The following is a 13,499-nucleotide window of genomic DNA, read 5'->3' as shown; positions in this document are numbered from 1 at the left end:
CGTCGTGCTGCGTCGCGTGCGGAGGGAGGGTGGCATTGGCTCTTCATCCATGAGTCGATGGACAACTGGCTCGAGCTGGTCAGCGTTTTGTCAGTCTGCCACGGTGCACTTTGGGCGACAAGGGGCGTGGCTGGCGCTCAAATGGGCGGCAGGATCGGGCGATATTCGGCGTGTGGATGGCGCTGAATGTGGGGGTAGCCGCCCGCTGATCCACCCGCATATCTGGCCCGCGCATCCGCCCAGCGGGACCCCGCCACAATGGCCGGCCAACGCCCGTCGTGCACTCCCTAGTTCAGTGCGCCCGTGTGAGCTGCTGCTGCATCCACGATCCCGCCAGAGGCGACCAGCTCGACGACGCCCTCGATCTCTGGGGAGAGGAACCGGTCGTGACCAGGGCCAGCAGCCCTCGTACGCACCAGTGTGCGTACGGCTCCTGTGGCCTGGCCTGGCTGAAGGGGAGCGCGCAGGTCGAGGGCGCGTGCCGCCGTCATGATCTCAATGGCGAGCACGCGGCCGAGGCCATCGATCGACTTCCGGAGCTTGCGTGCGGCCGCCCAGCCCATCGATACGTGGTCCTCCTGCATCGCAGAAGAAGGAATGGAGTCAACGGATGCCGGCACAGCGAGACGCTTCAGCTCTGACACGATCCCTGCGGCCGTGTACTGCGCGATCATGAGGCCGGAGTCAACGCCCACCTCGTGGGCGAGGAAGGGCGGCAGTCCCTTGTTCCGAGCAACGTCGAGGTGCCGATCGGTACGGCGCTCGCTCATGCTCGCGACGTCGGCGGCGGCAATGGCGAGGAAGTCGAGCACGTAGCTGATCGGTGCTCCGTGGAAGTTGCCGTTCGACTCGACCCGGCCATCGAGGGTGACGACGGGGTTGTCGACGGCGCTCGCCAGCTCACGCCCTGCGATGAGAGCAGCGTGGTTGGCGGTGTCCCGTGCTGCGCCATGCACCTGCGGTGCGCAGCGCAGCGAGTAGGCATCCTGAACGGTGGTGCACTCCGGTCCTGCGTGGCTCGCCACGAGTGGAGAGCCGTCCAGCAGCGCGCGCAGGTTTGACGCGCTGTCGGCCTGGCCGAGCTGGGGACGCATCGCCTGCAGGTCGTCGGCGAACACCACGGCGCTGCCGAGGAGGGCCTCGACGCTCATGGCGGCGGCGATGTCTGCGGTGGTGAGCAGGCGGGCGAGGTCGTCGAGCGCGAGCGTGAGCATGCCGAGCATCCCGTCGGTGCCATTGATGAGGGCAAGTCCCTCTTTCTCTGCGAGGACGACGGGGGCGATGCCAGCGGCACTAAGGGCATCCGCTGCACTCATCAGGGTTCCGGCAGCGTCGCGCACCTCGCCCTCCCCCATGACGGCGAGTGCACAGTGAGCGAGAGGCGCCAGGTCGCCGGAGCACCCGAGTGAGCCGTACTCGCGCACGACGGGGGTGATGCCCGCATTCAGCATGGCCGCGTATGCGCTCGCCGTGGCCGGACGCACGCCGGTTCGGCCGGTCATGAGCGTGGAGAGGCGCAGCAGCATGAGCGCGCGCACGACCTCGCGCTCGACCTCAGGGCCGCTGCCGGCCGCGTGGGAGCGCACCAGGCTCGCTTGCAGCTGGGCGCGCCGATCTGTGGTGATGAACGTCGTGGCCAGGGCTCCGAAGCCGGTCGAGATCCCGTAGTGCGGAGCGTCATCGCTGGCGAGCTCCTCGATGATGGTGCGGGTGGCTGCGACACCCTCCAGTGCTGCGTCGTCCAGCACGATCGAGGCGTCGCGGCGGGCGACGGCGATCACGTCACTGAAACTCACGGCGCCAACACCGACGAACACGGTTTCACGGACGATGGACGAGGGCATGGCGGTGGTACTCATATGTCGATTGGACACCACGGCAGTACTACCGACAACGCGATTGCGCGCCCCACCGTCTGGGATCCCGGACGATCCGCGGCCCCGCCGAGCCCTCAATCACAGAAGGCTCAATACCGGCGGGCAGGGACCAGCCAGTTGCGCAGCAGCCTGGTGACAAACGGCAGCACCCAGAACGTCATCGTTGGCGCGAGTATCAACGTCGTGATCAGCACGCGGAGCACAATGCCGAGGTCGGTCCAGAACGGAACCAGCCAAGTCACCAGCAGTGTGAACACGAGGTTGAGCGGGAAGAAGCCGAGCCAGATGCTGGTCGCCTGTTTCCAGCGCGGGGGAGGGCCGACCGCCTCGCCGCTGACGTCGATGGTCACCGCGGTTGGTTCGTCGAACCACCCTTCAATGCCCGTGCGCTTCTCCACCCTGGACTGCTGCATGAACTGCTTGCCGCTGGAGAGCCACCAGTCGCGCTCTGGGGAGTTCTCCCACGCGACCAATGTGTCCTCTCCGCTGAATCGGTAGAGCATGTGCCAGGAGTTCGAATGCTCCCCAGCCCGTACCCAACCGGAGCCGAGGAAGCCCGGGTATTTGATTGCAAGATTGATGCCGGCCTGAACCCAGGCGGTTGCCTCGGAGATGCGCGTGGGATCGACCTCGCGCATGATCGAGACAGTAATGGCTTTGTTGTCCATCCGTCCAGCCTGACGCATCAGCATTTCCGATGTGTAACCCGGCGCGTCGCCGGGCGCGGCGCGCTGGCCCGGCGCATTGGCCCAGCCGCTTACCTCGTCGCTATGCGGTGAGCGTCTTCCCGAAGCACACACTGAACTCTTCGCCCACGTATGCGCCGAACTGTGGAATAGGGAGGTAGCCACCGCGGCGATACAGCTCCAGTGCGCCGGTGTGACGCTGGCCGGTTTCCAGCACGAGATGACGGATGCCGCGAATCCTGGCATCCGCTTCCATGCGGGCGAGCAGGGCAGTGGCCACACCCTGGCCTCGTGCGGTGTCGCGCACGAACATCCGCTTCAGCTCAGCGGTGTCCGAAAGCTCGGCGGTGTCCGACGTGAGCTCAACGAGCGCCGCGATGCCGGACGCGGTGCCGGCGTCGTCGCGGGCGACGTAGAACGTGACCTGCTCGGCCTCGAGTGCGTCGATGCTCAGCAGGAAGTTGCTCTCCGGGGGATAGAGGGACTGTGCGAACGCGGTGCTGCTGTGAAGCATCTCCTCGATTTCCGGCTGTCTGGGCGGTTCCACGGTGATGGTTAAGGGCATATTTACAGGCTAGAGGGACGACGTTTCCGTGACATTTCAGCCAACTTCGGGTAACGTAGATAGGTCGGCTCTTGACACCGCATTTCTTCACGTGTGTGCGGATGGGTTTGTAAGTCAGGTGGGCCGGTTTCCCAGTAATCCTCTGGTGAAAAATCACTGTATGTGAACGGCCCCGGCCATAGACTGCCCGGGTTCTCAGGTTGCGTCCTCTACGGCGCTGTTCTGCCATGTACTCAATACAACCCAGGAATATATCTATGCCCAAGAGCAGTAAAAAGCCCAATTTCGATCCCAGCTACGCAACTGGCGGCCCCCGCAAGGGCGCCCCGAAGTCCGGCAGCAAGAGCCCAGGTCACCGCGGATTCCGCGCTGACGAGGGTGCCCCAAAGAAGCAGCGTTGGAACGCCGACGAGCGTGCATCTCGTTCGACCACCTCGCGCCCCAGCGAGCGCCCAGCCTATGGCGACCGCCCGCAGCGCACCGAGCGCACCGAGCGTCCCTCCTACGGCGACCGTGGTGCCCAGCGCACCGAGCGCCCAGCATACGGTGACCGTGCCCAGCGCACAGAGCGCCCCGCATACAACAACGACCGTCCCGCCCGTGGCGAGCGTCCCTCGTACGGCGACCGTGCTCCGCGCACCGACCGTCCGGCCTACAACAACGACCGTGGCGACCGTGCCCCTCGCACCGACCGCCCCGCATACAACAACGACCGTGGTGCCCAGCGCACCGAGCGTCCCTCGTACGGCGACCGCCCAGCTCGTGGCGAGCGTCCCTCCTACGGTGACCGCGCTCCGCGCACCGACCGTCCGGCGTACAACAACGACCGCCCGCAGCGCACCGAGCGTCCCTCCTACGGCGACCGTGCTCCGCGCACCGACCGTCCGGCCTACAACAACGACCGTGGCGACCGTGCCCCCCGCACCGACCGTCCGGCGTACAACAACGACCGTCCGGCCCGCACCGAGCGTCCGTCATACGGCGACCGCCCGGCTCGCACCGAGCGTCCCTCGTACGGCGACCGTACTCCGCGCACCGACCGTCCGGCGTACAACAACGACCGTCCGGCCCGCACCGANACGGCGACCGCCCGGCTCGCACCGAGCGTCCCTCGTACGGCGACCGTACTCCGCGCACCGACCGTCCGGCGTACAACAACGACCGTCCGGCCCGCACCGAGCGCCCGTCATACGGCGACCGTCCGGCCCGTGGCGAGCGTCCCTCGTACGGCAATGACCGCAGCGACCGTGGAGAGCGCGCACCGCGTCGCGACTTCAACAGCGACCGCCCTGGCATGAGCAGCAGCAGCGACAGTAAGTTCTACCCGAGCCGCGATGACAAGCCTCGCTTCACCGCTGAGGAAGACGTCGTGCTTGAGCGCCTCGAAGCGCAGGCAACCACGGCATCCGATGTCGTCGGCGTGACCTTCGCTGAGCTCGGTCTCGGTGGCAACATCGTTCGCGAGCTCGGTCTCCTCGGCGCTCCGAGCCCGTTCCCGATCCAGGCAGCGACCATCCCCGATGTGCTCGCAGGCCGCGACGTCCTCGGCCGTGGCCGCACCGGTTCAGGCAAGACCATTGCCTTCGGTGCTCCTCTTGTTGAGAAGCTGATGGAAAACGACGGTGGCAAGAACCGCCAGCAGGGCCGCAAGCCCCGCGCGCTGATCCTCGCTCCGACCCGTGAGCTCGCACTGCAGATCGACCGCACCGTGCAGCCCATCGCGCGCAGCGTTGGCCTCTTCACCACCCAGATCTACGGCGGAGTTCCGCAGTACCGCCAGGTCAGCGCCCTGCAGCGCGGCGTCGACATCATCATCGGCACGCCTGGCCGCATCGAAGACCTCATCGACCAGGGCAAGCTCGACCTCAGCGAGGTCAAGATCACCGTTCTCGACGAGGCCGACCACATGTGCGACCTGGGCTTCCTTGAGCCGGTGCAGCGCATCCTGAACCAGACCAAGAAGGGCGGCCAGAAGCTGCTGTTCTCGGCAACTCTCGACAAGGGTGTCGCCACCCTCGTCAAGCAGTTCCTGACCAACCCGTCTGTGCACGAGGTTGCCGGCGAAGACCAGGCGTCTTCGACCATCGACCACCGTGTTCTCGTCATCGAGCACCGCGACAAGGGCGCCATCATCGAGCAGCTCGCTGACCGCAACGGCAAGACGCTGATCTTCAGCCGTACCCGTGCGTTCGCCGAGCAGCTCGCAGACCAGCTGGAGGATGCGGGCATCCGCGCCACCAGCCTGCACGGTGACCTCAACCAGTCGCGCCGTACCCGTAACCTCGCGCTGCTCACCAGCGGCAAGGTCAACGTGTTGGTTGCAACGGATGTCGCCGCACGCGGTATCCACGTTGACGACATCGACCTGGTGATCCAGGCCGATGCCCCCGACGAGTACAAGACCTACCTGCACCGCGCCGGCCGTACCGGTCGCGCAGGCAAGGTGGGAACCGTTGTCACGCTCATCCCGAAGCAGCGTCGTCACCGTATGGACGACCTCCTCGGCCGTGCAGAGATCGAAGCCAGCTTCGTCTCCGCTGTTCCGGGCGACGCGTCGGTCAACGAACTCGCAAACCTGTAACACCCGCATTCCCGAAGGGGCATCCGCCGAGAGGCGGGTGCCCCTTCGGCGTTTTCAGGCAGATAGGCCAGCGACCACGATGGAATCAGTCGTGCAGGCCATAAACCAGGTCGCTTTCGGTCAGATTTGTCGCGACACGGTGAGAACATCCGCGTGTTGTTCCTGAGAAGACGTCATGTCCACCCTTACGCTCAGAGATATCGCCGGTGCGCCACTCGTGGCGCGCCCATGCTTTTTGCCTCGATTCGGGTTCGAGGTCGAGAGCGTGTGCGATAAGCACCTGTGGGGCACCCCTGTTGGCGCCCCACAGGTGGCGCGCCTGGCCAGTGCCCTGCCGTCGGAGCATCAGCGGCGGTCGCAGCATCAGCATCAGCATCAGCATCAGCATCAGCCACAGCCACAGCCACAGCCACAGCCACAGCCACAGCCTCAGCCTCAGCCTCAGGCGATTGCGAGCATCCCGGCTGCGACCAGGGCGAGCACCAGGCCGGCCCACTGCACCGGCGCGATGCGCTCCCGGAGAACCAGGGCGGCAAGCAGGATCGTTCCGGCCGGATACATCGCCGTCAGCACGCTCATGACGCTGAGATCGCCCGCACGGATGCCGAGCAGCAGCAGGAAATTGGCGATCACATCGATGGCGCCGCACAGCATGGCGAGCAGGACGCCGGTGCGGAGCAGAGGCGACCGACCGGCATCCGCTTCACCCGCGCCCTTCCGCGACCGGCGCCGCGCTGCCCCGAGTGCAATGACGCCGACGGCGATGAACATGATCGTGCCATTTACCGCGCGGTTCATGACAAGGGGAACCAGCCCGCTGTCATCCGGTGTCTGTGCGATGAGGATCATGAACGCGCCGATCATGGTGCCAGAGCCAACGGCCATGGCCAGCGCGGTCAGGCTGGGGCGCACTGCCCCCTTCTCCGGCACGAAGCCGACAAGCACGACAGCGACCAGGGCAAGGCCAAGCGCCCAGTAGCCGATCGGCTCGAACCTGTCGCCCCGCACGAGCCCGAATGTCATCGGGACGATAGCGGATACGACGGCCGTCAACGGCGAGAGGATGCTCATGGGGCCGACGGCCAGGCAGGCGTACAGCAGCGAGATGGCGATCGCGCCGGTGATGCCGGACAGACCGCCCCACAGCACGGCGCTCTCTGACCACTCTCCGCCGACGACGGGAAGGGCAACGAGCAGCACGATCAGCCCGGCGAATGCAGCGATGGCCGTCGCGAGGACCGCGCTGATCCGCTTCGCGGCGAGTCCGCCGAAGAAGTCGGCAGAGCCGAAAATGAGTGCGCCGGTGAGGCCGAGGACTGCGGTCAGCATAGGACGCCAGCTTAGCGAGCGGCGTCACTCTCGATGCGGGCGCAGGGGCGGCTACGTAGCATCCCATTACGCATATGTGCAGCTCTGCGTGTCGGGCAACTTAAGAGCAGATGTCATTTCACAGCGTGATCTGGTGGGGCTCTCAGGAAATCCCTAGACTCAGCGCTGACCCCCGAAGAGGTGCACCCCGAATAAGGGTGGACAGGTCGGTCGGTTGCACCACATCACCGTCCACGCAATCACTGTTCACCTACGCGAGGAGCACTGTCTTGAATCACGTCTCCCTCGGATCGGCCCACCCGGCCGACCGATCTGCACCACAGCCAGCACGTCGACGGCGACCACTCGCCATCGCCATGGCCACCGCAACCGTCGTCGGCCTGTCCTCCCTGGTCGCTGCCCCTGCATGGGCGGCCGAGGTCAGCAACACCATCGCAGAGGTGCAGGGCACCGGCACCGCCAGTCCGCTGGTCGGATCCGCGGTCACCGTTGAGGGCATCGTCACCGCAGACCACCGCGTCGGCGGCTACAAGGGCGTGTACATCCAGTCGGCCGGTACCGGCGGAGAGGGAACCGCAGGAGACGCGTCCAACGCGGTCTTCGTCTTCCTCGGCAACGCCAACCCCGGTGTCGCCATCGGCGACCTGGTTCGCGTGACCGGCGCCGTCAGTGAGTACTTCGGGCTGACGCAGATCACGGCATCCGCTGCAGGAGCCGTTGAACTGGTCACGCCAGGCGTCGGAGTTCCGGCAGTGACGCCGCTCCCCGACACCGTGGTGGGCGCTGATCGGGAGCGCTTCGAGAGCATGCTGGTCGAGCCGGCGGGCACCTACCGCCTCGGTTCATCGCACCAGCTCTACAACTTCGGCACGCTGTGGCTTTCTGCCGGCGATGCGCCGCTCGTCAAGAGCACTGAACAGGTGCGTCCAGGCGAGGCTGCGAACGCCATCGCGGCGGAGAACCGGGCGAACCGGATCTTCCTCGACGACGGCTACAGCATCCAGGTCAGCAACAAGGATCACCTCGGCGAGCAGCCGTACTTCACCACCGACACGACCGTGCGCCTCGGCGACAAGGTCGAATGGCCGGCCCAGCCGTACGTGCTCTCCTACGGTTTCGACGACTGGCGACTGCAGCCGACGGTGCCCATCGACAACACCAGCGCGGCCACGTATAAGCCAACGTTTGAGGCGTCGAATCCCCGCACGGATGCCCCGCCAGAGGTTGGCGGCGACATCAAGGCCGCGTCCTTCAACGTCTACAACTACTTCACCACCCTGACGAGTGAGAACTCTGCTGCGCGTGGAGCTGCCACCCAGGCCCAGTTCGACATCCAGAAGTCCAAGATCGTTTCGGCGATCAACGGCCTCGATGCCGACGTTGTGAGCCTGATGGAGATCGAGAACTCCGTGAAGCTCGGCAAGCCCATCGACTCGGCACTCGCCGACCTGGTGAGCGGGCTGAACACCGCACTCGGCAGCGAGGTCTGGGCATTCGTGCCGACGCCGGCCGCCCTGAACGACGCGGCCATCACGGATGCCATCACCACCGCCATCATCTACAAGAAGGCCGCCGTCACCCCTGTCGGTGCCAGCCAGACTCAGGTCGACGAGACCGTGTGGAACATCGCACGCGAACCGATCGCCCAGACGTTCAGCTTCAACGGCAAGACGGTCACCGTGGTGGCGAACCACTTCAAGTCCAAGAGTGGTGACGGCGCTGAGCCGGCCGACGGCCAGGGGCTGTTCAACACCGAACGTGTCGCCCAGGCCAAGGCCGTCGTGAGCTTCGTCGAAGAGCTGCAGGCGACATCCGGCAGCGCTGACGTGCTGCTGCTCGGAGACTTCAACGCCTACGCGCAGGAAGACCCGCTGAACGTCTTCGCTGAGGCCGGCTACGTCGACCTCGTTCCGGCGCAGACCGACGACCAGTACACCTACAGCTTCAACGGGGAGCTGGGCTCGCTCGACCACGCGATCGCAACGCCGTCACTGGCCGCGACCATCACCGGAACCGGCGTCTGGGGCATCAACTCGGCCGAATGGTCCGACCGCGGCTACGGTTTCGGCGCCACAGAAGCCGGCACGCCGTACCGCTCAAGCGACCACGACCCGATCATCGTCGGCATCACCGATGAGGTCGTTCCCGTTGACATCAACGTCGTGACGGTCAACGACTTCCACGGTCGTATCGAGCAGGCCTCGCCGTCCGGCGGAGCCGCGGTGCTCTCCGGAGCGGTCAAGCAGATCAGGGCCCAGAACCCGAACACGGTCTTCGCCGCCGCCGGTGACCTCGTCGGAGCCTCGACGTTCACCTCGTTCATCCAGAACGACAACCCGACGATCGACGCGTTGAACGTGGCAGGACTCGACGTCAGCTCCGTGGGCAACCACGAGTTCGACCAGGGCTTCGCCGACCTCACCGACCGCATCGTGCCGCGCGCGCTCTGGGAGTACCTCGGCGCGAACGTGTACGACAAGACAACGGGGAAGCCCGCCCTGCCGGAGTACTTCGTCAAGTCGTTCAGCGGTGTCTCCGTCGGATTCATCGGCGCCGTCACCAACGACCTGCCCTCGCTCGTGAGCCCGTCTGGAATCGAGAATCTCGACATCCGCGATGTCACAACCGAGGTCAACCGGGTCGCAGACAACCTGCGCGACGGTGATACGGCCAACGGCGAAGCGGATGTCGTCATCCTGCTCGTGCACGAGGGCGCGGCCACCACGAACATCGCCTCGGCCACCGACAACTCGTCGTTCGGCAAGATCGTCAACGGCGTCGATTCCGACGTCAACGCGATCGTCTCCGGACACACGCACCTCGCGTACAACCACGTGATCGACGGGCGCCCCGTGGTGTCCTCCGGCCAGTACGGCGAGAACTTCGGCCTGATGAGCATCTCGGTGAACCCGCAGTCCAAAGAACTGCTGTCGATCAGTAACACGGTGCTGCCGCTGATGAACACCGCCGTCACCCCGCCGGTCGCGCTCTACCCGGCCGACCCGGCCGTGACCCCGATCGTCGCAGCCGCGACGGCAGAGGCCAGCGTGCTCGGAGGGGTCAAGGTCGGCGACATCACCGCCGACTTCAACCGGGCCAAGCAGACGGCAGGGGCGGAGAACCGCGGCGGTGAGTCGACGCTGAGCAACTTCGTCGCCGACGTGCAGCTGTGGTCGACCCAGGCATCGGGCGCGCAGATCGCGTTCATGAACCCTGGCGGCCTCCGCACCGACCTGAAGTTCGCGTCGACCGGTGCGAGCGATCCGAATGGCAACCTCACCTACAAGGAAGCCGCGAGCGTCCAGCCGTTTGCCAACACGCTCGTGACGATGAACCTCACGGGAGCGCAGGTCAAGCAGGTGCTCGAGCAGCAGTGGCAGCCGACGGGTGCGGCCAGGCCGTTCCTCAAGCTCGGTGCGTCGAAGGCGCTGTCATACACGTACGATCCAACGGCAGCCGCAGGGTCGCACGTGACGCACATCCTGCTGAACGGCACGGAGATCTCGCCGACGGCCAGCTATGTCGTCGTCGTGAACTCGTTCCTGGCATCCGGTGGAGACAACTTCGGTGCCTTCGCCTCCGGAACCGCCAAGGCTGACACCGGAAAGGTCGACCTGCAGTCCATGGTCGACTACTTCAAGGACGCCAAGACCGCGTCACCCGACTACGCGCAGCGTGCCGTCGGTGTGGTGCAGAGTGCAGCGGATGCCGACGGCTACAGCGCCGGCGACGTCGTGACCCTCGGGCTGTCGTCGCTGCTGTTCAGCGCCGGTGAGCCTGCCGGCACGACGGTTGACGTATCGCTTGGCGGAGTCTCGCTCGGCACGGCGGCTATCGATCCGGCCATCGTCGACACCACGGATGAGGTGGGCCGCGCATCGCTGTCGATCACCATCCCCGATGGCGTCGTTGGTGCGCAGCAACTCGTGATCAGCGTCGCGGGAACGGGAACCGCGGTCTCGGTGCCGATCACCATCACCAAGAAGGACGTGCCGGTGCCGGTCAAGGTGAACAGCACGACCGACGGGTCTGCAAGCAAGTTGCTGGCCAGCGCGAGCTCCACGGTGAAGTACACGGTGACGGTGAAGGCTGCTGCTGGCAAGGACGGAGCGGTGGTGAAGCCGACGGGAACCGTCACGGTGTACGACGGACGCAAGGCCATCGCAACCGTCACCCTCACGGCCGATTCGAACGGCAAGGCCACGATCACGCTGCCGAAGCTCAGCCGCGGCCTGCACATTCTCACCGCGCAGTACGGCGGGTCTGACCTGGTAAAGGCCTCGGTCAGCTGGCCGGACCTGTTGCTGCTGTACTGAGTGCCGCTGTACTGACTGACCGGATGTCGGACTGACCGGATGTCGGACTGACCGACACCGACGACCACCGGGGCCCCGTGCGAATACGCGCGGGGCTTTGGTCGTGCTCCTTCCGTTGGTAGAAGAGGCCGCTCGCGGCCGTCTCGAGACCTGACACCCCCGGCCCAACTTCTGGCAGTCCACATGCTCGCCTGCCGGCATCCGCTCGCAAGAAATCGACCTAAAACTGACGCTTTGGGTCGATTTCTTGCGAGTGAAATGCGTTGGCGGCCTACCGGGCTCGAACGTGGAGCACGCCGGCGGCGCGCCCGCTCGGAACTGCGGGCGTCGCGAATACAGGACGCGTGACCCGGAATAGGCGGATTCTTCCTGTTTTCGACGACATATGGCCGATTCATCCTGTTTTCGCGACACGTCCTCGTTGCTCGAGCGCTCATCGAGCAGCGAGACCCAATTCGATGACGGATGCTCATCCCGGTATCGTTGACAGCAGGGCGAAGGGAGTGATCATGGCTACACGCTGGGCGCGCGTCGCTCGCGGCTGGATCGTCGCCCTGTTCGCGACGTTCGTTGCCGCGCTCTCCCACACGCTCGGTGGCGGATCTGCTCCTGGACTGCTCGCGGTCGTGCTGTCCCTCGCCTTCGCCGGCATCCTCTGCATCGCACTCGCTGGCCGCACGCTGTCGCTTTGGCGCACCGGAATATCGGTGGCGTTCAGCCAGCTCATCTTCCACGGCCTGTTCTCACTCGGGTCCGCCGGCAGCATCGTCGGCAGCAACGTCGTCACGCACTCGGCGGGCACTGTTGCCGCAGCAGCGCCGGGCCTGGGAGTGCACCAGCACGAGGTCGTCACCAGCCTGGCGCCGGTCACCGACGTGCTTATTCCAGTGAGCGCTCCTGTGCACAGCATGTTCGCCCACGATGCCGGCATGTGGGTCGCGCACGCCATTGCTGCCGTGCTCACCATCGTCATGCTGCGCCACGGTGAACGTGCTTTCTGGAGCCTCTTCGCCAGCGCTGCCCTGGCCATCCGCTCTGTGTGGGCGCCGATTGCGCCGGTTGATGTTCCCGGCAGCACGCAGGCCGTTCCGCCGGTCGCGCGGGTTTTTGTGCCGCGTGCGCTGTCGACGTTGCTGTCGACGATGCGGCATCGCGGGCCGCCGCTCGCCCTCTGCGCGACCTAGCCATCAGTACCGCCCGTCCTGCCGACTCCCCTTCGAGTCGTGCCGTGCGGACGCCGGATTGATGCAGGCACGCGCCGCCGACCCACTCTGAATCACGCACGCATCGAACGCGCGTGACGCCTCACAATCGCCGTGCCCGTGCGTTCTCGACCCCGTGTCGCGCACGGCGCCGCGCTGGCCCGTGAGCACAGCATCCGCTGATCGATGCGTGCCCCTGCACAACCCACAAAGGACTTTCATGAAGATTCGCGCCACAGCCCTCGCATCATCCGCCCTCGCCGCCGGCGTGCTCATGGCCGTTGCCGTGCCGCTGTCGGCCAGCGCTCACGTGTCGGTGGCACCGACCTCGACCGCGGCTGGCTCGTACTCCGTACTCACGTTCGCGCTGTCCCACGGATGCGAGGGGTCGGCCACCACGTCGATCGCCATCGAGATCCCGGAGAGCGTTACGAGCGTCGCACCGACCGTCAACCCGAACTGGGCTGTCGAAAAGGTGGCGGTCGACCTCGCAGAGCCGCTGGATGACGGCCACGGGAACACCATCACCACCCGCACGGGCCAGATCGTGTACACGGCCGCCGAGCCGCTGGCCGATGGCCTGCGCGACACATTTGCGCTCAGCGTGCTGCTGCCCGAGGACGCGGCCGGAACCACACTCGCGTTCCCGGTCGTGCAGACCTGCGAGGTCGGCTCGACCAGTTGGACCGACGTGCAGAAAGACGGCGAAGCCGAGCCGGAGCACCCTGCCCCGTCGATCGCAGTGACCGACGCGGTGGCCGCCGACCACCATGGCGCGGCCACGGACGACGATGACGCATCCGCTGCGGCCCACGATTCAGACGCGGGAGAGTCGGGCGACACGATCGCTCGGGTGCTCGGAATCGGCGGCCTGGTCGTCGGCGCAGTCGGCATCGTGCTGGCCGTCACCGCCCGTCGCAAGCACTCAGCGTAGGCGGCAGTC

8 protein-coding genes are annotated in these 13,499 nt (G+C 66.1%); 4 read left to right on the top strand and 4 right to left on the bottom strand.

Annotated elements, in window-relative coordinates; all coding sequences use genetic code 11:
• Window positions 1-287: 287 nt before the first annotated feature.
• The 3 genes from hutH to AC25Z0_RS09855 all read right to left on the bottom strand — a co-directional run bounded on the left by hutH (window position 288) and on the right by AC25Z0_RS09855 (window position 3,128).
• The gene (gene hutH / locus AC25Z0_RS09865) at window positions 288-1,859 is read right to left on the bottom strand and encodes a histidine ammonia-lyase (RefSeq protein WP_488120373.1); all 1,572 of its coding nucleotides are present in this window, start codon (window positions 1,857-1,859) and stop codon (window positions 288-290) included.
• Between the two features lie 107 nt (window positions 1,860-1,966).
• Window positions 1,967-2,545 carry an antibiotic biosynthesis monooxygenase gene (locus tag AC25Z0_RS09860; RefSeq protein ID WP_488120374.1) on the bottom strand — a complete coding sequence of 193 codons (579 nt, stop codon included), beginning with the start codon at window positions 2,543-2,545 and terminating at the stop codon, window positions 1,967-1,969.
• A 100-nt stretch (window positions 2,546-2,645) separates the two neighbouring features.
• Complete coding sequence (locus tag AC25Z0_RS09855) at window positions 2,646-3,128, bottom strand: GNAT family N-acetyltransferase (protein ID WP_488133051.1); 483 nt, start codon at window positions 3,126-3,128, stop codon at window positions 2,646-2,648.
• 1,294 nt (window positions 3,129-4,422) lie between these two features.
• Here AC25Z0_RS09855 and AC25Z0_RS09850 point away from each other — a divergent pair.
• Window positions 4,423-5,709 carry a DEAD/DEAH box helicase gene (locus AC25Z0_RS09850; RefSeq protein WP_488133050.1) on the top strand — a complete coding sequence of 429 codons (1,287 nt, stop codon included), beginning with the start codon at window positions 4,423-4,425 and terminating at the stop codon, window positions 5,707-5,709.
• A 441-nt stretch (window positions 5,710-6,150) separates the two neighbouring features.
• Here AC25Z0_RS09850 and AC25Z0_RS09845 read toward each other — a convergent pair whose 3' ends face one another.
• Entirely contained in the window at window positions 6,151-7,038 is an 888-nt protein-coding gene (locus AC25Z0_RS09845; RefSeq protein WP_488133049.1) for an EamA family transporter, read from the bottom strand.
• A gap of 269 nt (window positions 7,039-7,307) precedes the next feature.
• Here AC25Z0_RS09845 and AC25Z0_RS09840 point away from each other — a divergent pair, with 269 nt between their 5' ends.
• The 3 genes from AC25Z0_RS09840 to AC25Z0_RS09830 all read left to right on the top strand — a co-directional run bounded on the left by AC25Z0_RS09840 (window position 7,308) and on the right by AC25Z0_RS09830 (window position 13,490).
• The gene (locus tag AC25Z0_RS09840; RefSeq protein WP_488133048.1) at window positions 7,308-11,354 is read left to right on the top strand and encodes an ExeM/NucH family extracellular endonuclease; all 4,047 of its coding nucleotides are present in this window, start codon (window positions 7,308-7,310) and stop codon (window positions 11,352-11,354) included.
• 509 nt (window positions 11,355-11,863) lie between these two features.
• On the top strand, window positions 11,864-12,538 hold the full coding sequence (locus AC25Z0_RS09835) for a hypothetical protein (RefSeq protein ID WP_488133047.1): 675 nt from the start codon (window positions 11,864-11,866) through the stop codon (window positions 12,536-12,538).
• A gap of 238 nt (window positions 12,539-12,776) precedes the next feature.
• Window positions 12,777-13,490 (top strand): YcnI family copper-binding membrane protein, encoded by a 714-nt coding sequence (locus tag AC25Z0_RS09830; RefSeq protein WP_488133046.1) that lies wholly within the window; start codon window positions 12,777-12,779, stop codon window positions 13,488-13,490.
• The last annotated feature ends 9 nt before the right edge of the window (window positions 13,491-13,499 follow it).

The organism is Leifsonia sp. Y862, from assembly GCF_057669585.1.
This window is presented reverse-complemented; position numbering and strand designations above follow the sequence as displayed.